At 63.9% G+C, this 22,054-nt stretch carries 20 protein-coding genes; 6 read left to right on the top strand and 14 right to left on the bottom strand.

Going from position 1 to position 22,054, the window contains the following annotated elements; genetic code table 11:
- Positions 1-19 precede the first annotated feature (19 nt).
- Entirely contained in the window at positions 20-1,237 is a 1,218-nt protein-coding gene (locus AB4Y81_RS16565; RefSeq protein ID WP_189076705.1) for an acyl-CoA dehydrogenase family protein, read from the bottom strand.
- Between the two features lie 132 nt (positions 1,238-1,369).
- Here AB4Y81_RS16565 and AB4Y81_RS16560 point away from each other — a divergent pair, with 132 nt between their 5' ends.
- Together AB4Y81_RS16560 and AB4Y81_RS16555 are read left to right on the top strand one after the other, a co-directional pair.
- Positions 1,370-3,088, top strand: a complete 1,719-nt coding sequence (locus AB4Y81_RS16560) for an AMP-binding protein (protein ID WP_189076706.1) — start codon at positions 1,370-1,372, stop codon at positions 3,086-3,088.
- Between the two features lie 24 nt (positions 3,089-3,112).
- Complete coding sequence (locus tag AB4Y81_RS16555; protein WP_018779478.1) at positions 3,113-3,622, top strand: MarR family winged helix-turn-helix transcriptional regulator; 510 nt, start codon at positions 3,113-3,115, stop codon at positions 3,620-3,622.
- Between the two features lie 32 nt (positions 3,623-3,654).
- On the opposite strand, the gene AB4Y81_RS16550 is transcribed toward AB4Y81_RS16555, so the two are convergent.
- Positions 3,655-5,034, bottom strand: coding sequence for an HNH endonuclease (locus AB4Y81_RS16550; protein WP_441996288.1), 1,380 nt, complete (start codon positions 5,032-5,034; stop codon positions 3,655-3,657).
- 127 nt (positions 5,035-5,161) lie between these two features.
- Here AB4Y81_RS16550 and AB4Y81_RS16545 point away from each other — a divergent pair, with 127 nt between their 5' ends.
- Positions 5,162-5,863 carry a TenA family protein gene (locus tag AB4Y81_RS16545; RefSeq protein WP_441996287.1) on the top strand — a complete coding sequence of 234 codons (702 nt, stop codon included), beginning with the start codon at positions 5,162-5,164 and terminating at the stop codon, positions 5,861-5,863.
- A 49-nt stretch (positions 5,864-5,912) separates the two neighbouring features.
- Here AB4Y81_RS16545 and AB4Y81_RS16540 read toward each other — a convergent pair whose 3' ends face one another.
- The 7 genes from AB4Y81_RS16540 to AB4Y81_RS16510 form a co-directional block, all read right to left on the bottom strand.
- Positions 5,913-6,692: an enoyl-CoA hydratase gene (locus AB4Y81_RS16540; RefSeq protein ID WP_018779481.1), complete on the bottom strand. Its 780-nt coding sequence runs from the start codon at positions 6,690-6,692 to the stop codon at positions 5,913-5,915.
- A 43-nt stretch (positions 6,693-6,735) separates the two neighbouring features.
- A complete protein-coding gene (gene mmsB / locus AB4Y81_RS16535) occupies positions 6,736-7,659 on the bottom strand; it encodes a 3-hydroxyisobutyrate dehydrogenase (protein WP_079582492.1) in 924 nt (307 codons plus the stop codon).
- Positions 7,660-7,702: 43 nt separating this feature from the next.
- Complete coding sequence (locus AB4Y81_RS16530) at positions 7,703-8,767, bottom strand: enoyl-CoA hydratase/isomerase family protein (protein WP_441996286.1); 1,065 nt, start codon at positions 8,765-8,767, stop codon at positions 7,703-7,705.
- Positions 8,767-10,266 carry a CoA-acylating methylmalonate-semialdehyde dehydrogenase gene (locus AB4Y81_RS16525; protein WP_441996285.1) on the bottom strand — a complete coding sequence of 500 codons (1,500 nt, stop codon included), beginning with the start codon at positions 10,264-10,266 and terminating at the stop codon, positions 8,767-8,769. The genes AB4Y81_RS16530 and AB4Y81_RS16525 overlap by 1 nt, the downstream gene beginning before the upstream one ends.
- 122 nt (positions 10,267-10,388) lie before the next feature.
- Positions 10,389-10,967 carry a hypothetical protein gene (locus AB4Y81_RS16520; RefSeq protein WP_441996284.1) on the bottom strand — a complete coding sequence of 193 codons (579 nt, stop codon included), beginning with the start codon at positions 10,965-10,967 and terminating at the stop codon, positions 10,389-10,391.
- A gap of 42 nt (positions 10,968-11,009) precedes the next feature.
- Positions 11,010-12,401 (bottom strand): cryptochrome/photolyase family protein, encoded by a 1,392-nt coding sequence (locus AB4Y81_RS16515; protein WP_441996283.1) that lies wholly within the window; start codon positions 12,399-12,401, stop codon positions 11,010-11,012.
- An 89-nt stretch (positions 12,402-12,490) separates the two neighbouring features.
- Positions 12,491-12,832, bottom strand: a complete 342-nt coding sequence (locus AB4Y81_RS16510; RefSeq protein ID WP_055973819.1) for a hypothetical protein — start codon at positions 12,830-12,832, stop codon at positions 12,491-12,493.
- Positions 12,833-13,115: 283 nt separating this feature from the next.
- Between AB4Y81_RS16510 and AB4Y81_RS16505 the strand changes: the two genes are divergently transcribed.
- Positions 13,116-15,272, top strand: a complete 2,157-nt coding sequence (locus AB4Y81_RS16505; protein ID WP_018779488.1) for an amylo-alpha-1,6-glucosidase — start codon at positions 13,116-13,118, stop codon at positions 15,270-15,272.
- Between the two features lie 12 nt (positions 15,273-15,284).
- On the opposite strand, the gene hxlA is transcribed toward AB4Y81_RS16505, so the two are convergent.
- Positions 15,285-15,908, bottom strand: a complete 624-nt coding sequence (gene hxlA / locus AB4Y81_RS16500) for a 3-hexulose-6-phosphate synthase (RefSeq protein WP_441996282.1) — start codon at positions 15,906-15,908, stop codon at positions 15,285-15,287.
- Between the two features lie 51 nt (positions 15,909-15,959).
- Positions 15,960-16,550: a 6-phospho-3-hexuloisomerase gene (gene hxlB, locus AB4Y81_RS16495; RefSeq protein WP_281444785.1), complete on the bottom strand. Its 591-nt coding sequence runs from the start codon at positions 16,548-16,550 to the stop codon at positions 15,960-15,962.
- A gap of 150 nt (positions 16,551-16,700) precedes the next feature.
- Here hxlB and AB4Y81_RS16490 point away from each other — a divergent pair, with 150 nt between their 5' ends.
- Positions 16,701-17,966, top strand: coding sequence for a helix-turn-helix domain-containing protein (locus AB4Y81_RS16490; protein ID WP_055973826.1), 1,266 nt, complete (start codon positions 16,701-16,703; stop codon positions 17,964-17,966).
- A gap of 3 nt (positions 17,967-17,969) precedes the next feature.
- Here AB4Y81_RS16490 and AB4Y81_RS16485 read toward each other — a convergent pair whose 3' ends face one another.
- Together AB4Y81_RS16485 and AB4Y81_RS16480 are read right to left on the bottom strand one after the other, a co-directional pair.
- Positions 17,970-19,385: a ferredoxin reductase gene (locus tag AB4Y81_RS16485; RefSeq protein ID WP_441996281.1), complete on the bottom strand. Its 1,416-nt coding sequence runs from the start codon at positions 19,383-19,385 to the stop codon at positions 17,970-17,972.
- Complete coding sequence (locus tag AB4Y81_RS16480) at positions 19,382-20,686, bottom strand: aromatic ring-hydroxylating oxygenase subunit alpha (RefSeq protein WP_441996280.1); 1,305 nt, start codon at positions 20,684-20,686, stop codon at positions 19,382-19,384. Before AB4Y81_RS16480 ends, AB4Y81_RS16485 begins: the two co-directional genes overlap by 4 nt.
- A 169-nt stretch (positions 20,687-20,855) precedes the next feature.
- Between AB4Y81_RS16480 and AB4Y81_RS16475 the strand changes: the two genes are divergently transcribed.
- Positions 20,856-21,788: a LysR family transcriptional regulator gene (locus AB4Y81_RS16475; RefSeq protein WP_441996279.1), complete on the top strand. Its 933-nt coding sequence runs from the start codon at positions 20,856-20,858 to the stop codon at positions 21,786-21,788.
- A 44-nt stretch (positions 21,789-21,832) separates the two neighbouring features.
- Here the strand turns inward: AB4Y81_RS16475 and AB4Y81_RS16470 are convergent, their stop codons facing one another.
- Complete coding sequence (locus tag AB4Y81_RS16470; protein ID WP_229778699.1) at positions 21,833-22,048, bottom strand: hypothetical protein; 216 nt, start codon at positions 22,046-22,048, stop codon at positions 21,833-21,835.
- Positions 22,049-22,054: the final 6 nt, after the last annotated feature.

Raw genomic sequence — 22,054 nt, 5'->3', positions numbered from 1 at the left:
AGGGATGCCCTTTCCACTTTTAGACGAACGCCGACTTCCCCGTCACCGCGCGGGCCACGATCATCGAGTTGATCTCGTAGCTGCCCTCGTAGGTGTAGAGGATTTCGGCGTCACCGAACAGCTTTCCCATCTCGTAATCGGTGGTGATTCCGTTCCCGCCCAGGAGGGACCGGCCCATGGCCACCGATGAACGCGCCAGGCGTGTGGTGGTGGCCTTGCACATGGCGGCCTGCACCATCTGGAGCTTTCCCGCCTGCTGGATCCGCGCCAGTTCAACCATCATGGACAGGGAAGCATTGGCGTTGCCCAGGATGTCGGCGAGCTGCTGTTGCACCAGCTGGAAGCGGGCGAGTTCCTTGCCGAACTGCTTCCGCTCCAAGGCGTAGGACCGCGCAATATCAAAAGCGGCCAACTGGATGCCCGCAGCCTGCCAGCCCACCCACGCACGGGAATCCCGCAGGAGATCGTTCGCCCGGGAGAACTCTGTTGCGCCCGGCAGGAGGTTCGACGCCGGGATCCGGACCTCCTCCAGGACAATATCGGCGTTCTGCATGATGCGCAGGCCGATTTTGTTGGAGATTTTCGTCGCGGAATAGCCCGGCCGGTCCGTTTCAACAATGAAGCCCTTGACGTGGCCGTCGGAAACATCACGCGCCCAGACCAAAGCGAAGTCGGCGATGGTGCCGGCCCCGATCCAGCGCTTGGCACCGCTGATGACCCATTCGCCGCCGTCGCGCCGCGCCGTCGTCGAGAGTCCGCCGGCGATATCCGAACCGTGGTCCGGTTCCGTCAACGCGAAGGCGCCCAGCTGGGTGAAAGCCTGCAGGCCGGGCAGCCACTTGCGCTTCTGCTCCGGTGAGCCGAGCTCGTTGATCATGCCGACGATGAGTTCATTGTGGATGCCCACCAACGCGGAAAGGGACACGTCGGCGCGTGCAACTTCGGTGTACATGAGCCCCTTGTACAGCTGCGAGGAGCCGTCCGTTTGCAGCCCGCCCAGCCCGAACCCCGCCATCTCCGCGAGCAGTCCGAAGGGAAATTCTTCCCGGTTCCAGTAGTCGATACTGGCTGCACGGATGTGTGACTGCAGGAACTCCCTGATCTGCACGTACCGCTCCCGTTCCCCGTCGGGGAGCAGGTCGACCACATGCATGAGGTCCGCCTCCGGGTAAGGAGGGAGGACGCGTTCTGAAGCTGGACCGCTGGTAACGGTGCCGGCAGCTTTTTGCTCGAGCATTAGACCCCTTCGTCATGTCCCGGAAGGCTCTTCCAAACCCTTGGATRTCCTAGTATATTGCAAGGTGATGTGGATCACTAGGCGGGATGCCAGGCAAGGGTGCCCTGGCAATCCCACAGCGAAAGGCGGACTATGACAGTCACAGAAGACTTCCGTGCGGCCCGCGACCGGCTGCTGGCATTGCGCGAGGACTACGCGACCGCACACGCAGAATTCCAGTGGCCCCGCTTCGATGAGTTCAATTTCGCCTTGGATTGGTTCGACCAACTCGCAGCGGACGGGGAACGGGGCAACAAGCCCGCGCTCATCATCGTGGAGCAGGACGGCAGCTCCACGCGGCGCACGTTCAAGGAACTGTCGGACAGGTCGTCACAGCTCGCCACTTGGCTCCGTGGCCAGGGGGTACGGCGCGGCGACCACATGATCATCATGCTCGGCAACCAGGTGGAGCTCTGGGAACTCATGCTGGCGGGCATCAAGCTGGGCATCGTCATGATCCCCACCACCACGCTCATGGGAGCCAGGGACCTCCAGGACCGTGTCGAGCGGGGCGGCGCAGCCTGGGTGGCGGTCGGCAGTGCCAACATCGGCAAGTTCGCCGACGTCGAGGGCAACTACCAACTCATTGAGGTCGGCGCGGAACGCACCAACGCGGACGCCAAACAGTACACGGATTCCTACGACGCCGGCACGGACTTCACTCCCGACGCACCCACCAAGGCGGACGAGACCCTTCTGCTCTACTTCACGTCCGGCACCACATCCCGCGCCAAGCTGGTGGAGCACACCCACACTTCCTACCCAGTGGGCCACCTTTCCACCATGTACTGGATCGGCCTGGAACCGGGCGACGTGCACCTGAACGTCGCGTCCCCGGGCTGGGCAAAGCACGCCTGGTCCAACGTCTTCACACCATGGATCGCCGAGGCTACGGTCTTCATCTACAACTACGAACGCTTCGACGCAGCAGCCCTCATGGAACAGATGGGCCGGGAGGGCGTCACCAGCTTCTGCGCACCTCCCACCGTTTGGCGGATGCTCATCCAGGCCGACCTCACCCAGCTGGCCACCCCGCCACGGAAGGTAGTCTCGGCAGGCGAACCGCTCAACGCGGAGGTCATCGGCCAGGTGGAGCAAGCCTGGGGCGTCACCATCCGCGACGGCTTCGGCCAAACCGAATCGACAGTCCAGATCGCCAACACCCCCGCCCAGCCGGTCAAGATCGGTTCCATGGGCCGGCCGCTGCCCGGGTACGACGTCGTCCTGGTGGACCCGGTCACCGGAGAGGAAGCCGACGACGGCGAACTTTGCCTGCGCTTGGACCCCAGACCCGTGGGGCTGATGAAAGGCTACTTCGGCGATGCAGCCAAGACGGCCGATGCCTTCCGCAACGGCTATTACCACACCGGCGATATGGCCAGCCGGGACGCCGACGGGGTGATCACCTACGTCGGCCGGGATGATGACGTCTTCAAGTCCTCCGACTACCGGTTGTCTCCCTTCGAGCTCGAAAGCGTCCTGATCGAGCATCCCGCAGTGGCGGAGGCCGCCGTCGTGCCTTCGCCTGATGCCGTGAAATTGTCGGTGCCGAAAGCTTTTGTGGTGCTGGCCGCGGGCTACGAGCCCGGCCCTGCCGTGGCGGAGGACATCCTTAGATACTGCAGGGAACAACTTGCACCCTTCAAGCGGATCAGGCGCCTGGAGTTCGGCGAATTGCCCAAAACGATTTCAGGCAAGATCCGGCGGGTGGAGCTCCGGGGAACGGAAGTTGCCCGGCATGGAGACGGTCCGCTTCCCACAGGTTTAGGGGTGGAATACACCGAAGAAGAGTTCCCGAATCTGAAAGACTAAGCACCCGAGCAACCAAGGAGGCCCATGGGCACCCCACTCCCCCGCGATCCCATCGCCGATGCCCAGCGCAACTGGGAACGGCATGGTTGGGGCGACGTCGCCGCGCCCATGGCAGCCATCACCGCGATCATGCGCACGCAACAGATCCTGCTCGCGCGGATCGAAACCGTTCTCAAACCGTTCGGGCTGACGTTCGCAAGGTACGAGCTCCTGGCGCTGCTGAGTTTCGCCCGCAGCGGCGCGCTGCCCATGAACAAAGCCAGTGCGCTCCTGCAAGTGCACCCCACCTCGGTGACCAACGCCGTCGACCGCTTGGAAAAGGCCGCCCTGGTGGCGCGTTCACCGCACCCCACTGACGGCCGCACCACGCTCATTGAGCTGACTGCTGAGGGCCGCACCCTCGCGAAAAAGGCGACGGCGGCTCTCAACTCGGAGGTGTTTGGCAAGTCGGGTTTCGGGGACGACGACGTCGACCACCTCATCCGCGTACTCGGCGCCTTCCGAAGGGATGCCGGAGACTTCACGGAAGAATAACGCCCACGTCAACGCCGAGGGCAATGAGGGCCCTACGTTCTGGATGGTCGGTATCCAGGTAGTGGCGGGGCCTTTGACCGGTAGCTGTGTCCTGTGGGGGTTCTGATTTCGAGCGTATGCACGTCACCGTGGATGGCTCTGGCGGACCAGCCGGGGTTTTCCTTGGTGTGATTGCAGGCTTCGCACAGTCCTGCGCCGTTGGCGAGGTTGGTCTCGCCTCCGGAACGCCAAGGCACAATGTGGTCGATATGCCGGATGGGTGCATCGCAATACGGTGTCCGGCAGGTATCGTCGCGGGTTCCGATGAATCGCCGAAGTCGACCAGTAAAGAGCCGCGCTTTGGAATCGGTGGCAAGCAGCTCTCCCGTGGACGGCGCGGTGTATAGCCGGCGAAGCCAGACAGTGAGCTCGTTGGCATGGTTCTGATCAGGTTGATCCTGCTCAACTTGGCCCTCGGCGACCATTGATCTGGCCCACTCGGCAGGGACGATTCCGTAGCCGTTGAGGCGTGCTGGTTCGCTATCGCCCTGAAAAAGGGTCCGGTCGGTCATGACGAGGTCCAGATTGATCCCGGAGATTCCGCCCGGGGTACCAGTGACGCGCTCAACCAGAGTATCGGCCATGAGCTGGCCGCGTGTCGGGACGACCCCGGCAGATACGGCATCCCCACCAGCCAGTTCACTGTGGCAGCGGGCCGAATCAGCAGCCCTGTTCAGGGCTGCGTAGACCGCCACTCCTTGGGCGACGGGAAGCAGCGCGGTCAGGTACGTCATGGTGTCCGGCGCAGGACGCAGGCTCACGGTTCGGTCGGCCGCGGCACGGCTGGCACGCCCGACCACCGACCTCGGATCCCGTCGATACGCCGCCGCCTTCGCAGCTGCAATGATCGCCCGGTCGCCCTTGCCCGCAAAGGTCCCGGTATCGGGCGCGAGTTCCTCATCCACTGCGCACCGATCCTCAACAGACAGACACGCAGTCTCCTTCACCAGCAGTGTGGCCCGCCACTCATTCAGCTGCCCGGACTGCAGCGCTGCCAAAGTCCGCGGCATCTCCATAACGAGGGCTTTCGCCAAACCAAGCGGCCGGGAACCACGGTTCGGTGACTCCCGCCGGGCCAACGCAACCTGGGCACCTACTCCTTGGCCACGCTTCGATGCGGGGACGTTGGCCTCGGCTTGTTCGGCGCGCTGGGCAAGGTCAAAGGCGACGGCAACCCGCGCCTGCAATCCGCAGATGGCTGACTTCATCTCCTCCAGGACACGCAACTGCTCGATCAAGTCCGCGCTGACGGTGCTGGCCGGAAGTACGCCGACACCGGGCGGAAGCAAGCCCGGTTGACCAGCATCCGGCGCGGAGCGACCACGCCCAAGCGCCACTGCTGCGCCCGGTCCATTCTCCCCAATCAGCCCCATGTCCCAACTCTGGCAGCAGGCACCGACAATATAACGAAGGAAGTCGCAGGGGCCTTGGACCTCCATGGCGGAGGGGGCAGAGCCCCGCTGCTAAGCTCCGAAGGCCGACAACTCAGGAGGAAACAGCGTGAGCTTTGCCAATGAACTCAGGAACCAGCACGCCGAGGACTGGGACGCCGCCGTCAACCATTCGTTCGTAGACCAGTTGTTGGACGGTTCCCTCCCCGATGAAAACCTGCGCCACTACCTCGTGCAGGACTATCAGTTCTGTGATGCCTTCACAGCCCTGCTGGGCCAAGCGGTGGCGTCGGCGCCGTCGTTGCCCTCCCGGCTGGTCTTCGCCGGCGTACTGGGAGCCTTTGCCTCCGATGAGAACACCTACTTCCAGGATTGCTTTGCCGAGCTCGACGTTCCCGAGGCAGATCGCGCGGCGCCCGCACTCCACAGGGTGACCCGCGACTTCGATGCCCTCATGCGCAGCGCCCTCGGCACTCGCTCCTACCCTGAGGTCCTGGCGGTCCTTCTGGTGGCAGAGTGGCTGTACGGCGACTGGGCTGACCGCGCCGGCGACCCCGCTCAGTGGCCCGCCTCGGCAAAGCACGCCGAGTGGATCCGCCTGCACAACAACCCGGAGTACAACGCATGGGTGACCTGGCTGCGCGACGAGTTCGACGCCGTCGAGCCTTCAGACGCCGCGGCACGGGCGCGGGTCGCCGCCACTTTCGGGGAGGCCGTGCGGCTGGAGCGCGCGTTCTTTGACGCGGCGCTGGTCCCGGCGGAGGTCCGGGGGATGGAACGTGAGCCGGGCCCCGCTGCATTGCGGAAGTAAACGCGGAGAACCGCCGCTGCGTGTCGGCCGGCCCGGTTTGAGCGATCTCCTACCGGTGCTTGAACTCCGGCTCCCGTTTTCCGCTGAACGCGGCCATGCCTTCCTTCTGGTCTTCGGTGGCGAAGAGCGAGTGGAAGATCCTGCGCTCGAAAAGTACCCCTTGGGCCAGCCCGGTTTCGAAGGCCGCGTTGACGGCTTCCTTTGCCATCATCGCCACGGGCTTGGACTTGGACGCGATGACTTCGGCCGCTTTGACGGCTTCCTCAATGACCTCCGCGGCCGGCACCACCCGGGACACCAGCCCGGAACGCTCAGCCTCTTCAGCATCCATGTACCGTCCGGTCAGCACCATGTCCATCGCTTTGGCCTTGCCGACGGCGCGTGTCAGCCGCTGCGAACCGCCCATGCCCGGAATGACGCCCAGGTTGATTTCGGGCTGGCCGAACCGTGCGTTGTCACCGGCGATGATGAAGTCAGCCATCATGGCGAGCTCGCACCCTCCACCCAGGGCAAAACCGGAAACGGCCGCGATGACGGGGATCCTCAATCGGGTGAGGTCCTCCCAGTGCCGGAACCAGTCCGCCGCGTACATTTCCATATAGCTGTTGGAGGACATTTCCTTGATGTCGGCGCCTGCCGCGAAGGCCTTGGCGGATCCCGTGATCACTACCGCCCCAACATCGGGATCGGTGTCCATGGCGGACACGGCTTCCACGAGTTCGTTCATGAGAGCAGTGTTCAGCGCGTTCAGCGCCGACGGCCGGTCCAACGTCACCAAGCCAACCCTGCCCCGCCGTTCCACCACAATGTTCTGGTACTGCTCCGTCATGCTCTCCCTCTCGTCAAAACCCTCATGGACACAGCTCAAACTCTCACACGGATTTGTCCCGGATCTCGGTGATGATTCCGGAGAAGTCCCTCCCCGCGCCCTCGCCTGCCGCGAAAGCGTCGTAGATCCGGGAGGCCAGCGGACCCATCTCGGCGGCAACGCCTGTGCTTTCCAAGGCGTTCACGGCCAGCCGCAGGTCCTTGGCCATCAAAGCGCCGGCGAACCCGGGCTGGTAGTCACGGTTGGCGGGGCTGGTGGGAACCGGCCCTGGGACCGGGCAGTTGGTGGTCAGTGCCCAGCACTGGCCGGAGGCATTGGAGGCGACGTCGAACAGCGCCTGGTGCGTGAGGCCCAGCTTCTCGCCGAGTACGAAGGCTTCCGCAACTGCGATCATGGACACCCCCAGGATCATGTTGTTGCACACCTTTGCGGCCTGCCCGGCACCGTGGTCACCGCAATGGACAATCCTCTTCCCCATCAGTTCAAGGATCGGCTTTACGGTTTCGAAGTCCTCCGGCAAAGCACCCACCATGAAGGTCAGCGTGCCTGCCTCGGCCCCCACCACACCACCGGAAACCGGCGCGTCCACGGACCGGTGGCCTGCTTCCACGGCAATGACGGCGGCCTGCCGGGCCTCGTCAACGTTGATGGTGGAACAATCCAGGAACAAGGTGTCCGGCTTGGCGACGGAAAGCAGTCCCGGCCCGTCCACACCGCGGTACGCATCCAGCACGTGCTTGCCGCTGGGCAGCATGGTCAACACCACCGCGGCTTCAGCTGCAGCCTCGTGTGCCGAGGCGGCCATGGGAATCCCGTGCGCTTCCGCAGCCTCAACGGCCGCGGGGACGGGGTCATAGCCAATCACCTGGTGGCCGGCCTTGATCAGGTTGGCGGCCATGGGTCCGCCCATATGACCCAGGCCGAGGAAAGCGATGAGTCCCGTTGCGGATGCTGCGTTCTCTGTCATGTCGTCTCCTTCGACTGGCTGCTGAATAGCTGCTGACTGCAGGTCATGTGGTTTTCGCGCCCAAAGCGGCGAGGCCCAACTCCCGTTCGCCGAGCGGCGCAAAGTAGCCCTCGACGTCGGATGCCTGGACGTCCGCGAGGGTTGCCGGCTTCCATTGCGGATTGCGGTCCTTGTCCACCACCTGGGCCCGGATGCCCTCCCGGAAATCGGGCCCGGCCAGGCAACGCAGCCCCACACGGTATTCCTGGTCCAGCGCTTCCTCCAGCGTCACTCCCCGGACGCGGCGCAAGGACTCCAAGGCCACCTTCACGGACGTGGGCGATTTTGCCTCGATCGTGTCCGCCGCGGACGCTGCCTCTCCCCCAGCTTCGCGCAGGCTCCGCACGATTTCCTCCGCGTCGTCATACGCGTAGGCGGGATCGATCCACCCCCGCTGTGCCGCAAGCGCCGAGTCCGGCGCGGCTTGCGCAAAGCGCTCGACGGCGGCCTCCGCCGTCGAGCTTTCCAGCGCTTCTGCCAGCGCGGGGAGGCTGTCGGACGGCACAAAGTGATCGGCGAGCCCAAGGAACAGGGCATCCCCACCGGATAGGTGGGCGCCGGTGAGTGCAGCGTGGGTGCCCGCTTCACCAGGTGCGCGGGACAGCAGGAGCGTGCCACCGACGTCGGGCACGAAACCGATGGTGGTTTCCGGCATCCCGGTGCGGGTCCGTTCGGTGACCACACGGACCGAGCCATGGGCCGAAACGCCAACGCCCCCGCCCAAAACCAGCCCATCCATGAAAGCCACATAGGGCTTGGGGTATTGCGAAATGAGCAGGTTCAGCCGGTACTCGTCAGCCCAGAACGCAGCCGTTTCCGTGCCGCCGTGCAGCATGTCCTTGTAGATGGCCACGATGTCGCCGCCGGCGCAGAGCCCACGGTCTCCGGCACCGCGCACCAAGACAGTTTGCACCGAATCGTCATCAGCCCAGGCAACCAGTTGTCGAAGCATGGCTTTGACCATGCCGTGATTCAGGGCGTTGACCGCTTTGGGACGGTTGAGCGTGACAACCCCCAAGTGTCCGCGACGCTCAAACAGGACTTCGTCTTCCTCCTGCGGATCTCCCATCAGCTGCCTGCCGGCATCACGAAGCTGGCGCCCTGGCGGATGCCGGAGGGCCACCGCGAGGTGACGGTCTTGGTCTTGGTGTAGAAGCGGAAAGCGTCGGCGCCGTGCTGGTTCAGGTCGCCAAACCCGGAGGCCTTCCAGCCACCGAAGGTGTAGTAGGCAATCGGGACGGGAATCGGCACATTGATCCCCACCATGCCCACCTCGACGCGGCTCGCGAAGTCGCGTGCGGAGTCGCCGTCGCGGGTGAAGATTGCGACGCCGTTGCCAAACTCGTGCTCGCTGCAGAGCCTCAGCGCTTCGTCGTAGTCAGCTGCCCGCAGCACGCTGAGGACGGGGCCGAAGATCTCTTCCTTGTAGATCTTCATGTCCTTGGTGACGTTGTCGAAGAGTGTGGGGCCAACCCAGAACCCGCCGTCGTAGCCTTCCACGGTGAGGCCGCGACCATCCGTGACCAACGTTGCGCCTTCATCCACGCCGGACTGGATGTAGCCCTCGATCCGTTCCTTCGCGGAGGCTGCCACCACGGGCCCGAAGTCGGAGTCCTTGTCCAGGCTGTGGCCCACCTTCAGGTCCTTCACGCGCTCGGTCAGCTTGGCCACCAACGCGTCGGCGGTTTCCTGGCCAACGGGCACCGCCACGGAGATGGCCATGCAGCGTTCGCCCGCGGAACCGTACCCGGCACCAATCAGGGCGTCGGCAGCCATGTCGAGGTCGGCGTCGGGCATGATCACCATGTGGTTCTTCGCCCCGCCGAAGCACTGCGCACGCTTGCCGTGGGCGGCGGCCGTGGCATAGATGTACTGGGCAATCGGCGTGGAGCCAACAAAGCCGATCGCCTTCACCCGAGGGTCCTCCAGCAGTGCGTCCACGGCTTCCTTGTCACCGTTGATGACGTTGAAGACGCCGTTCGGCACGCCGGCTTCGCTGTACAGCTCGGCGAGACGCAGCGGAACCGAAGGGTCCCGCTCGGAAGGCTTCAGGATGAACGCGTTGCCTGCTGCGAGCGCCGGGCCGGACTTCCACAACGGGATCATGGCCGGGAAGTTGAACGGCGTGATCCCTGCAACGACGCCCAGCGGCTGGCGCAGCGAATGGACGTCGATGCCCTGTCCGGCGTTGTCCGAGAACTCGCCCTTGAGCAGATGCGGGGCACCCGCGGAGAATTCAACGACTTCGATGCCGCGCTGGATGTCTCCTTTGGCATCGGCAAAGGTTTTGCCGTGTTCGGAGGACAGGAGTTTGGCGAGTTCGTCCATGTTCTCGTTGACGAGGTCCACGAACTTGAGCAGGATGCGTCCCCGGCGCTGCGGGTTCATGGCTGCCCATTCGAGCTGGCCCTTTTCGGCATTTGCGACGGCGTTGCGAACCTCGTCGGCGCTGGCCAGCGGCAGCCTGGCCTGGACTTCGCCCGTGCAGGGATCGTAGACGTCGCTGAACCGGCCCGATGTGCCGTCAACCCTCTGGCCGTCTACGTAGTGTGAAAGCTCGCGCACCATTGTGGAATGCTCCTTTGCATCGTGAATGACTACCGTGCCGCTCAGTGTTGGGAACACGGCGGGAACACGTGACCAACTGTGATCCAGGTCATCTCTGAATCCGAATATACTCGGACTTCCTACTAATTTCCAGAGGGCTGTTTTTCGGGCCCGGCAGCGCCACCCACCGCCTCCGTCCGGGCGGGCCAGTGCCCGGTGACCTGATGAAAGTCGATGGCGCGCAAGAGCGGTGTCATGTCGTAGGCCCTGATATTCAGGCTGAGCTTGACGCCGTTTACCGACTTGACCGTCAGGTACGGCTGCCCCTTCAAGGTCTGGAAGCTGTAGTGCGTAATGTCGCTGTAGTGAAGAATGTGCTCTTTGCCGAGAACACTGCGGAAAGCCACCTCAAAGTCGCGGGGTGCCACATAGAAGTTGCGGTACATGAGTACGAATACCACTCCACCCACCACGATCGCCACCGAAGCGATACGGAAGGCCAGAGGGTCCCGTGCATGGTCGGAAGTGAAGGCGACGAGCCCCATCAGGAGGCCCACAACAAGGAAAAGCCAACCAACTCCCGGCACAACCTTTGGCATGCGAACCCGCTCCGGGTACTCCTTGGACCGGTTGGGATGCTTACGGGCCCACCAGGCAACCGCAGCGATGAACATGGCCGCGAACGCCATGATGAGGACCTTCAGGATGGACTCCGTCGACATGGACCCAGCCTATCGCCGGGCCTGCGGGACCTGCGGGACCCCTTAGTGGACTTCCCTCATCTCCTTGTAAGCCTCCAGCGCTTCGGCGCGGGTGGTCTTCAGATCAACGATCTCCTCCGGATATTCGGGAGTGCCGAACTCGGGAATCCAATGGGCAATGTACTTCCCCTGGGGATCGAACTTCACGCGTTGGGCCTCCGGGTTGAAAATCCTGAAGAACGGCGAGGCGTCAGCCCCGGACCCTGCCACCCACTGCCAGTTGGCGGGGTTCGACGCCGGATCGGCGTCCACCAGGGTGTCCCAGAACCACTGCTCACCGAGCTGCCAATGGATGCCAAGGTTCTTCACCAGGAAGCTGGCAGCGACCATGCGGACACGGTTGTGCATCCAGCCTGAGTGCCACAGCTGGCGCTGGCCCGCGTCCACCATGGGGAAGCCGGTGCGGCCCTGCTGCCAGGCGCGGAACTCCTCGGGTGCCGACTCATGGCCGGGATGTTTGCCATTGCCGTTATTGCTGCCCGGCCACGCCCAGGGGAAACGGTCAAACTCGGGACGAAGGTTGGCTGTGGCCAAGTTCGGATTGTGAAAGTACTGGTGCCAGCAAAACTCCCGCCACCCCAGCTCCGAGGCGAAAATGCCCGCACTTTCGGAGCGCTTGGACCCCAGCGCGTGCCACACCTCGAACGGGCTGAGCTCACCCCAGCGCAGGTAGGGCGAGAGGCAGCTGCTGCCATCGGTGTCCGGACGGTTTCGGCCCTCGCTGTAGTTGGAGAGACCGTCAGCCACGAAAGCGGCCAACCGCTTGTGCCCCGCGGCAGCACCAGGAATCCACATCTCCGCCAGCCCGCCCGACCAGTCAGGCTTAACGGGCATGAGTTTCCAGGAATCCAGCTCGTCATAGGCCGGGAGCTTGCCGGTGAATCCGTGGCCTTTTTCCGGTACGGCCAACGGCTCCCGGAAGTCCTGCGCGGACACCGTCCGCCAGAAAGGAGTGAAGACCTTGTACTGGCCACCGGTCTTGGTGGTGACCTCCCAGGGTTCATGAAGGAGGGAGGCCTGGAAGCTGGCAACATGCAGGCCGGCCTCACCCGCCCAGGCCTTGATCCCGGCGTCGACGGTGCGCTCGGCCGCACCATAGCGCCGGTTCCAGTACAAACCGCCGGCACCGAGCGCCGTCGTGGTTTTTTGGACAACGGAGGCAGCGTCGCCGCGCCGCAGAAGCAGGGGGATGCCAAGTGCCGCGAGGTCCTCGCGAAGGGACACCAGCGAATGATGCAGCCACCAGCGGGAAGCGCCACCGTGAGGTCTGAGGCCTTCCGATTCCTCGTCAAGGACGTACAGGGCCACCGCAGCACCGTCGTCGACGGCGGCCCGCAAGGCCGGGTTGTCGGCAACCCTGAGGTCATCCCGGAACCACACGATGGAAGGCTTCACGTATTTCCCTTCAGAAGACAGCCCGGACATGGAAACAGCCCATGCCCCTATCAAATCCTAGGTGCATGGGCTGTAGAAGCGACGTGATATCAGGCGATGGACGGAACCGCATCCTCCACAGCCTCGGAAAGTGCATAGGCGCTGGCTGCGGAGTCGTTCCACATGGGAACGCTGTTGACTACGTAGTCCCTTGCCGCCGGGCCGACCATGCTCATGCCAGGGTAGATCCGCTGGCCATTCAGCTTGATGGTTTTGAGGCCCTCCCGCTCAAGGGCGGTCTTGAAGGCGGAGTCGGGGATGGGGATTTTTCGTCCGAGAACGCACCAGCTGATGTACAGGCCGTAGAAAGTGTCAAATTCCAAGCCGTTCTCAGTGTCGTCCTCAAACACCACACAGTCGCGGATAAAGCTACCAATTTGGGTGTCGGTCATTACGGGGCCTCCGGCGTCGGAAGAAAAAGCGGGCCGCCGGGCTGCATCAGCGAATGTCCTGTTCTCTCACTATAGACCCCTTCTGGTTTCCCGGACGATGAAATGAGATTAACTCTGGATGACGGGCCGGCACTTCCTTGCGCCGGGAAGTCATATAGAGGTTGTGGAGAGCGGCCGGGATCTGGCGCCGATCCTTCCGTCGGCGTAGCGTCGACTTCATCTCCACAAGCGGCCGGACAGGCGGCAGCGGCTGCAGCTCAAGCGGATCGATAAGGAGCGTCTCGTGGCTGGATGGAACGCTGATACAGCAGCCGGACCCCTTGGTGCCGGGACAGTGACCCTGGTGGAAGGCTCATCCTTCTGCATCTCCTCCGCCAACGGAGACATCCACCCCGAATTGCCCCAGGGCGTCTTCCATCTGGACACCCGGATCCTCTCCAAATGGGAGCTCACTGTCAACGGACAAGTCATCGAACCCTTGGCAGCAGAAACCAGGGAACCGTACCGGGCGTCGTTCGTCGGCAGGGTTCCCCGCCCGGATGGGTACGCCGACAGCCCCTTGTTGGTGGAGCGGCTTCGGGAGGTAGGAAACGGAATCCGCGAAGAAATCACCGTTCGGAATTATTCAAACCAGGCAACACAATGCCGCATCCTGCTTTCTGCCGAATCGGATTTCGCTGATCTTTTCGAAGTCAAGGAAGCACGGATCACGCGGCAATGGACCGAAACCCACCTGCCGGATGGTGATTCCCTGGAAATCCGCGGAAAATGGGAGGACATTCGGAAAAGCGTCCTGATACGGGCCGACGGCGCCGGTGCAGGTGCCAGGGCATTGGGTTTCACGGCCAAAATTCCCGCGTTTGGGAGCTGGAGTACGCGGGCCAGCGTGGTGCCAAAGCAACCAAGTGCCGGGGCCGCTTTCACCCACCAGGATCCGGTCGGGCTCTCACCCAGCGATCAGCGCAGGCAGGATTGGGTAGCCCGGATCCCCGTTGTGCAGCTCAGCAACCGGTCAATCGAAGACACCCTCCGCCGCAGCTACGAGGACCTTGGCGCGCTCCGCATCCAGGATCCGGACCACCCCGAAAGGGTGGTGGTGGCCGCCGGCGCCCCGTGGTTCATGACGCTGTTCGGCCGGGATTCCCTGTGGGCGTCCGAAATGGCCCTTCCCGTGGACCCCTCCCTGGCCTTGGGCACCCTGCGAACGCTGGCCGACCGCCAGGGCACGGTGGTTGATCCCGCCACCGAAGAAGAACCCGGGAAGATCCTGCACGAGGTCCGGCTGGGGGTCTCCGGGGGCCTGGCGTTGGGCGGCAAATCCGCTTATTACGGAAGCGTGGACGCCACCCCGCTGTTTGTGGTGGTCCTTGGCTCGGTGAGCCGCTGGGGTTTCGGCAAAGACGCGATCTCGGGCCTGCTCCCCCACGCGGACCGCGCCTTGGAATGGATCCGGACCTACGGCGACCGTGACGGCGACGGTTTCGTGGAGTACGGGCGGCCCAACGAGCACGGACTCATCAACCAGGGCTGGAAAGACTCCTGGGACGGCATCAATTTTGCGGACGGCACCCTCGCTGAACCGCCCCTGGCGCTGTGTGAGGTCCAGGCGTACGTGCACGGCGCCTATGTGGCGCGCGCCTGGATGGCCTACGACGACGGCGACCTCACCTTGGCGGAAAGCCTGCGGGAACGTGCCGAGGACCTGAAGAAGCGGTTCAACGAACAGTTCTGGATGCCGGACAAGGGCTACTACGCTGTGGCGCTGGACCGCAACAAGCGGCCCGTGGACGCTTGTGCTTCCAACATGGGCCATTGCCTGTGGTTTGGTCTGATTGACGAAGACAAGGCCCCTGCGGTGGTGGAGCGGCTGATGTCCCCCGAAATGTTCAGTGGATGGGGTGTCCGGACGCTGGCCAGGAACATGGGCGCCTACAACCCGGCCAGCTATCACAACGGCTCCGTGTGGCCCCATGACAATGCGCTGATCGTGTCCGGACTCCTCCGCTATGGCTTCGTGGAGGAAGCCCAACGGATAGCAACCGCAATGCTTGAAGCCGCCGAGATCTCTGGCGACCGATTGCCCGAACTCTTCTGCGGATTCGACCGCACGCAATTCCGGGAACCCGTCCCTTATCCCACGGCTTGCTCACCCCAGGCGTGGGCCGCCACGACGCCCATCCACCTGGTCATGAGCCTGTTGCGCTACGACACGCACATCTCCTTGGGCGGCATCTGGCTGGATCCGGTGCTGCCGCCGTCGTTCGGGGACCTGCACATCCGCAATGCGCCCATGGGCGGCGGGCGGATCACCATTGACGCTTCCGGCACGGAAGCGACGGTTCAGGGCATCCCCGACGGCCTCACGGTCCATCACGGGCAACGGCCGTGGATGTCGGAACTTGTTGAGCGGGCGCACCACCGGACTCCCGACAAAACCTAGGCACGGAGCCTGTTACTGGATGGCTGCTTTGAGTTCCTTCGCAGCCAGTTCAGGATCAGCGGCACTGTAGATGGCGCTTCCGGCCACTGCTACGTCGGCACCTGCCAACTGCACGGCCGCAATGGTGGATGCGTTGACGCCGCCGGCCACGGAGAACGGCACGCGGGCTTCTTCTCCGGCATTGAGGAGTCCGCGCAGGTCATAGCCCGGCTGTGCCTGCTCGTCGAGGCCCGCGTGGAATTCGATGAACCTGGCTCCGAGGGAACGGGCTTGCTTGGCGCGGGAGACCTTGTCGGCCACGCCAATGAGGTCCACCACGATGCCCTTGTTGTGGGACTGAGCGGCCTTGACGGCACCGGCGATGGTGGAGTCATCCGCAGTTCCCAGGACGGACACAAGATCGGCACCCGCCTTGAAAGCGATGTCCGCTTCGAGTTCACCGGCGTCCATGGTCTTCATGTCGGCAAACACGATCTTGTTGGGGTGGGCTTCCTTGATGGCCGTCACGGCGGCGAGACCCTCAGCCTTGATCAGCGGAGTACCGAGCTCGATGATGTCCACGTGCTCGGCAACTTTGCCGGCGAGTTCCAGGGCATCTTCGATGGTGAGGAGGTCAATGGCGACTTGCAGTTTCATGGTGTATCGCTTTCTTTTGTTTGGGGTGGCTTTGGAGGACGGTTTTGCGGTCTATTCGAGGTTTGCGTGACGCAGCCAGAGCTTCTCGGCGGGCTCTGCAGTGGCTTCCCACAGAGTTTGGAAAACCGACTCCGTCACCAGGAAAAGGGATTGTTCAAAGAGGCTGCCCGAGTATTGCCGGGACAGGTCGGAGCCGTGGTCAGTCTTCCGCGCGGCGGGAATGACCACCAGCGCGTCGGCGAAGCCCGCAACAGCGGACGAGGGGTTGGTGGTTACTGCTGCCACTCGCGCCCCCGCGGCCAGTGCTGTCTGGGCTGCTTTGACCACGCCGGAGGTGGTCCCGGAACCGGATGCCACCAGCAACAAATCGCCGGCAGTGATGGCCGGTGTTGTGGTGTCGCCGGCTACGTGGACCGTCAGGCCCAGATGCATCAAGCGCATCGCGGCCATGCGGAGCACCAGCCCGCTCCGGCCGGCTCCGGCCAGGAAGACGCGCTCCGCTGCGCCAACTTCCTCTGCAAGGCGGGCAACCTGGCCGTAGTCCAGTTCGGAAGCAATGCCCCCAAGCTCTGCGAGGATCAGGGAGGCGTTGCCGGCTACGTCTTCAGCTGTGGCTGTCGCGGTGTCCGCAAAGACGTTCACGGTTCACTCCGTTCGTGGGTGGTTGATAGCGGCCTTCCGACCTTGTAACTATTCTTCCGGCTGGCAGGGGTGGCTGAAACGCCGTAAAAGGACAGTCTTGGCCACCCTTTCGGGTAGGCAAGAAGGTAGCTGCTCGTCTACGCTTGGGATATGCCCCAGCAACCGTCCGTGCCCTGGCAGCTCCTCAAAACCATTGAAGACATCGCCCAAGCGCCCCTCGCGCGTATCGCGGAGAGCCTGCGGACGGCCCTCTCGCCGTTGGTCCCCTCCAGCGCCTTGGTGATTTTCACGGAAGACTGCACGGGCCGGCCCCAGAAAAAGGCGGGTGCCGAGGGCATTGTCAGCCGCGTGTCCATCCCCGAGCTTGATGGGATCCGGGCATCAATGGAGGGGAAAGGGCCGTGGCGGACGCGAGCGTGGATTGCGGGGCAGGAACGCGACATTCTGGCCTTCACCTATCCGCCCAGCAACGCCCTCCTGGTCCTCACCGACCCGGAGTTGCCGGAAGACGATGAACCACTGCGCCTCGCCTCCTACCTTTGGGGACTCACAGCGGCCCGTATCCAGGAGAAGGTCAGTGACGCGCCGCCGTCGTATCTTTTGGAGTCCCGGGCAGCATCAGCTGAACGGATCCGCGTAACCGCGGAGCTGGTGGACCAGCACTCCACTACCCTCGAAACCCTGCTGGCCGCACTGCGGTCCAACTCCTTGGACGATCACGCGGCCCGGGTCTCCGTGACCGACCTCGCCGTCAAGGCACTGATCGGCCTCAGGACCCTGAACGACCGCACCAGCGATCTCGTGGAAGAACCTGTGAGCACCGCCTTCCAAAGGCTCCGGGAGGACCTCCGTCCATTGATGCACTTCAGCAACATCGACATCCAGTTCATCGAGCCACCCGCCAACGGACGTGCCCTGCCCGGAGAGGTAGCCCACGCTGCCAGGGCCGTCGTCCGGGGCCTGGTCCTGGCGATCGCCGAGCAACCGGATGTGCACCGCGTACGCGCCCAATGGGACTGCGACGGGGAAAACCTGCTGATCAATGTCAGGGATGACGGACGCGGGGAACTGTCCCCGGATGCCCCGAACATGGAACGGCTTCGACAGAAGGTGCAGGCCCTTGACGGCAAAATGAGCGTCGACGTCATGCACGGGTGGGGAGCAGACATCTCAGTGGCGCTTCCCTTGGACCCGCCGGCAGCGCCCGTGGGGGATGTCGCGGCGTGGGGCCTGGCCACCAGGGAATTGGAAGTTCTTCAGGCATTGGCCGCCGGGCAACGCAACCGGGCCATCGCCGCAGAGCTGAACATCAGTGAAAACACGGTCAAATTCCATCTGCGGAACCTGTTCCGGAAGCTGGACGTCCGGTCCCGCACTGAGGCCATTGCGCTGGCCCACAGTGCGGGACTCCGGTAACAGCTAGGCGTCGATCACCATATCGGTGCGCGCCGTGGAGCAGCAGGGCAGGAACTTGCCGGCGTCGATTTCCCGCGAGCGGATTCCGCCCTGGTGGTTCATTTCCACCTCGCCGGAAAGCTTGACCACCTTGCAGGAACCGCACATGCCCTCTTTGCAGTTGGCACCGATCCTGACACCGGCCCGCTGGGCCACGCCCAGGATGTGCTCATCGGGGTCAATGCGGACATTGACGCCGGTGCGCAGGAAGGACAGGGTGAGGCTTCCCGTTCCGACGGTCTCGAAGCTCGAGGCATCAGGCGTTGCAGCCTCGGGCGCTTGGCTTGGACCGCCGTCGGAAGCTTGCTGACCTGAGGCGTCCGGGTCGGAGGTTTCCAGCGGGAGTCCCGTGGCTTCCAACGTCCCGTCGGCGTCGTAACCCGGCTCGTAGAGCCCGAACGCTGCCGGTTGGCTTTCGTAGTAGTCCTCGGCGGAATCGGCGATTTCCTCGGCGATTTCCTCCGCAATATCTGCCGCGAGCGCGAGCTCTGCCTGGTATTCGAGGAGGGTCTGGCGGTCACCGGTGAAGAACTCCATGTAGATGGAGGTGTCGTCAACGCCTACCTTTTTCAGCAGCTCAGTGGCCGTGTTCAGGTAGCCTTCCGGGCCGCAGGCATAGACCTGCCTGCCGTTGGCGTCAGGGGCCACCTCTTCGAGCATGGCCGCTGTGAGCCGTCCTCTGAACCCTTCCCATCCTTCCGGTTTGCTGCGGTCGCCCAGGGAGTAGAAGACCTTGACGCGTGAGTCCACGGAGGCGATGTATGCCAGCTCCCGGTGGAACGCGAAGCCGCCGGCCTCCGCTCCGTGGTACAGCACCACGACGTCGGCATGGCCGGGCAGGGAGTGGATGGTCCGCACCATCGACATGATGGGGGTGATGCCGGCACCGGCGGCCAACAGGAGGTACCTGGCGCGCCGGTCGGCGTCGGGCAGGTGGAAAGCCCCCACCGGTCCGAGCATGTCCAGCACAGTGCCGGGCTTGACGTTCTCATGAACCCATGGCGACACAAGGCCCGTGGGATCGCTCTTGACAGTGATGTTGAAGGTCCAGGGCTCCGTGGGCGAACTGGACAGCGAGTAGCTGCGGTCCACCGGGTCCTGGTCCTCGCCGTTTACCGGAAAAGCGATGTTGACATACTGGCCGGCACGGAACGCCAGGGGCGCCCCGTCGCAACGGCGGAAGACGAAGGTCATCATTCCGCCGGCCTCGGGAACAGTCTCGACACATTCGGCCATGAACTCCTGCGGATGCCAGGGACCCAGGGCACGTGCGGCACGCGCGGGTGCTTCGCTGCTGCCCATCACCCGGTTCCACGGCATCTCAAGACCCCGGATGCGCTGCGGCTCCCGGATTGCCGTTTCAGTGAGGAGTTCAATCATGCCAAGTGCTCCTGCACGCGCTGGACGTACCAGTTGATGAATGCCTCCACCTGGTATTCGCTCTTCATGTAGGGGCCGGGCTCGTAGGCGGGGCTGCCGGCACCCGTCTGGCACAGCTCAACGAACGCCTTGTCCTGCAGGTTCGTCTGCTTCCAGGTGTAGGTGAGTTTTTCCAGGTCGTAGTCGACGCCTTCCACGGCGTCGTCAGCCACCAGCCAGGTGGTGCGGACCAGCGACTGGTGTTCGTTGATGGGGAAGACGCCGAACGTGATGACGTGGTCGCTCTGGAAGTGGAACCAGCTGTTGGGCTGCAGGTGCATGGAGCAGCGGCCGAGGCGGAAGTCGCGCAGATCGCCCAGGAGCTTCTTGGAAAGCCTGCGCCCGTCGGGCGAGAACGATTCGCCTTCACCGTCCAGGGATTCGCGGGAGATGCGGATGCCGGCGATGCGCGTGTCGAGTTCCTCCACTACCTCGTAGGGGAGGCCATAGCGGCGGCAGCGCTCCTCGAGGGAGGACTGGGCTTCCTTGTTGCGGTCCCAGACTTCCTCAAGGTGGGCCGGAATCAGGCCCTCGGTGAGTCCCCACGTGGGGAAGAGGGAGCAGGCGAGTTCCGGGTGCCCATCGCAGTGGTAGCACTCACGGTTGTTGTCCATGACGAGCTTCCAGTTGCCCTCTTCGATGATGTTCTGCTGGTAGGCGATTTTTGTCTTCGCCAGATCGTGGGGCGCGAGGTAGGGCTCGAAGATCTTGGAGGTTTCATCGAAGTCGGCCGGCGGCTCGCTCGCGATGCAGACGAAAATGAGCCCCGCGACGACACGGCTGTGGGCGCGCTTGAGGGCGAAGCAGTTCTTGTCGAACTTCGTCTCCCCCGGTGCCGAGGCGTGGATCAGGTTGCCCTCGGGCGAGTAGGTCCAGGAGTGGTAGCCGCACACCAGGTTTCCGGTGGAGCCTGCGGCTTCGGTCAGCACCCGGGCACCGCGGTGGCGGCAGACGTTGTGCAGGACGTTGACGTCGCCGTCGTCGTTGCGCAGGACGATCAGGGAGTACGGGCCGTAGTCCACCGTGATGTAGTCACCCGGTTCCGGCAGTTCGGCGACGCTTCCGGCAAAGATCCAGTGCGCACCGAAGATGGCTTCCATGTCGATCTTGAAGATCGTGGGATCGGTGTAGAAGGGGGCGTCCAAGGAGTAGCCGGTGCGCCGGAACTCGAACAGGGCACTGATCTCGGCCAGCTGCTCGGCAGGCAATGTTGAGGCGAGTTTTCCGCGTGAATTCAGGGGCACGTTCACTTGAGCAGTCATGGGTTTCCTCCCGGGAGGCTGGGTAAGTTGGGGGATCTTGGGGGCCGCGGGTGCATCGTCGCAAGCGGCGTTATCGAAGTCTTCGTAGTACGAGATTAGGGACGAATGCACTGCAACAAAAGCGCAATATTTAGGAGATAACCATGCGCAATGGGTGCATGATTGGTCCATGATCGATCAGAGGCTGATAACACTTCGGGTGTTTGCCCGATGTGGCACCGTGGGGGCGACGGCCGAGCTCACGGGATATTCCCCTTCCGCCGTCTCGGCGCAGCTGCGCGAGCTCCAGCGTGTCCTCGGCATGCAACTTCTGACCAAGGACGGCCGGGGCGTGCGGCTGACCGCCACAGGACGCTTCCTCGTGGCGGGTTCGGACAGCCTTATCGCCGAATGGGAGAGCCTGAGAGCCGCGGCAATGGAGGCCGGCGACCAGGTGCAGTCACATTTCGGCCTGGGCGGATTCTCGACGGCGGCCGCGCAGCTTCTCGCGCCACTGGCCGCAACGCTGCGCTCCACGCGGCCCCTGCTGGAGGTGCAGGTGCTGGAGGCAAATCCATCACGTTGCTTCGACCTGCTTGTGGCTGAACGCATCGACCTCGCCGTCATTGTGGCGATGCAGTCCGACACCTACGGCGAGGACGATCCCCGCTTCGAGCAGACGGTCCTGCTGGACGATCCACTGGACGTCATCATTCCCGCGGACCATCCCCTGGCTTCACGGCAGACGGTGACGCTCGAGGAACTGGCGTCGGAGCCGTGGATCACGGAGGCAGCGGGGTCCACCTACCATTCCTTGTTCACCGCAGCATTTACGGCAGTGGGAGTGACGCCGCGGATCGCGCATGAGGCAGTTGAATGGGAGACCCAGATCGCGTTCGTAGGGGCCGGGCTTGGCGTAGGCCTGCTGCCCCGGCTGGCGCCACTGCACAGCGCGGAGAACGTGGTGCGGCTGCGCATTACGGGCAAGGGGAAACCTGCGCGCCGCATTGTCGCAGCGGTCCGCAGGGGCAGCATCGCCTCGCCCCTGGTCCAGGAGTCACTGGGCATCCTGCAGGCCAGCGCCAAACGGATTCTGGCGGCGCGGCCCGAAGACGATCTCTGAGCCCCACGGCAACAAAACCGGCCCGGCCGGCAACAGCGCTCCGGCTAAGCCCAGACCTGGTAGCCGGTGGACTTGTCAAAGAGCCGCCGGGTGTCGGCTCCCGCGGCGGCGATCCACAAGACGGAGTCGTCATCCGCCGCCTGCTCCACCACGCCCGTCATGACGTGGTCGTCGAAAAGCCAAACCTCCACGGTGTGGCCGGTCAGCTTGGCCCAATCCATCCGCAGTCCCCGGCCGTCCGCCGTCCTCACCGGCCTCACGTCCAG

It is taken from the genome of Paenarthrobacter sp. TAF1 (assembly GCF_052113825.1).
Taxonomy (GTDB): domain Bacteria; phylum Actinomycetota; class Actinomycetes; order Actinomycetales; family Micrococcaceae; genus Arthrobacter; species Arthrobacter nicotinovorans.
The sequence above is the reverse complement of the archived record's forward strand: the minus strand, read 5'-3'. Positions and strand labels throughout refer to the sequence as shown.

Excerpts from the sequence above, each read along its gene's own strand:
- AB4Y81_RS16560 (WP_189076706.1), top strand. The coding sequence starts at position 1,370 with ATGACAGTCACAGAAGACTTCCGTGCGGCCCGCGACCGGCTGCTGGCA.
- AB4Y81_RS16480 (WP_441996280.1), bottom strand. The coding sequence starts at position 20,686 with ATGACTGCTCAAGTGAACGTGCCCCTGAATTCACGCGGAAAACTCGCC.
- AB4Y81_RS16525 (WP_441996285.1), bottom strand. The coding sequence starts at position 10,266 with ATGGTGCGCGAGCTTTCACACTACGTAGACGGCCAGAGGGTTGACGGC.
- AB4Y81_RS16555 (WP_018779478.1), top strand. The coding sequence starts at position 3,113 with ATGGGCACCCCACTCCCCCGCGATCCCATCGCCGATGCCCAGCGCAAC.
- AB4Y81_RS16550 (WP_441996288.1), bottom strand. The coding sequence starts at position 5,034 with ATGGGGCTGATTGGGGAGAATGGACCGGGCGCAGCAGTGGCGCTTGGG.
- AB4Y81_RS16540 (WP_018779481.1), bottom strand. The coding sequence starts at position 6,692 with ATGACGGAGCAGTACCAGAACATTGTGGTGGAACGGCGGGGCAGGGTT.
- hxlA (WP_441996282.1), bottom strand. The coding sequence starts at position 15,908 with ATGAAACTGCAAGTCGCCATTGACCTCCTCACCATCGAAGATGCCCTG.
- AB4Y81_RS16490 (WP_055973826.1), top strand. The coding sequence starts at position 16,701 with ATGCCCCAGCAACCGTCCGTGCCCTGGCAGCTCCTCAAAACCATTGAA.
- AB4Y81_RS16565 (WP_189076705.1), bottom strand. The coding sequence starts at position 1,237 with ATGCTCGAGCAAAAAGCTGCCGGCACCGTTACCAGCGGTCCAGCTTCA.
- AB4Y81_RS16520 (WP_441996284.1), bottom strand. The coding sequence starts at position 10,967 with ATGTCGACGGAGTCCATCCTGAAGGTCCTCATCATGGCGTTCGCGGCC.
- AB4Y81_RS16485 (WP_441996281.1), bottom strand. The coding sequence starts at position 19,385 with ATGATTGAACTCCTCACTGAAACGGCAATCCGGGAGCCGCAGCGCATC.
- AB4Y81_RS16475 (WP_441996279.1), top strand. The coding sequence starts at position 20,856 with ATGATCGATCAGAGGCTGATAACACTTCGGGTGTTTGCCCGATGTGGC.
- AB4Y81_RS16510 (WP_055973819.1), bottom strand. The coding sequence starts at position 12,832 with ATGACCGACACCCAAATTGGTAGCTTTATCCGCGACTGTGTGGTGTTT.
- mmsB (WP_079582492.1), bottom strand. The coding sequence starts at position 7,659 with ATGACAGAGAACGCAGCATCCGCAACGGGACTCATCGCTTTCCTCGGC.
- AB4Y81_RS16530 (WP_441996286.1), bottom strand. The coding sequence starts at position 8,767 with ATGGGAGATCCGCAGGAGGAAGACGAAGTCCTGTTTGAGCGTCGCGGA.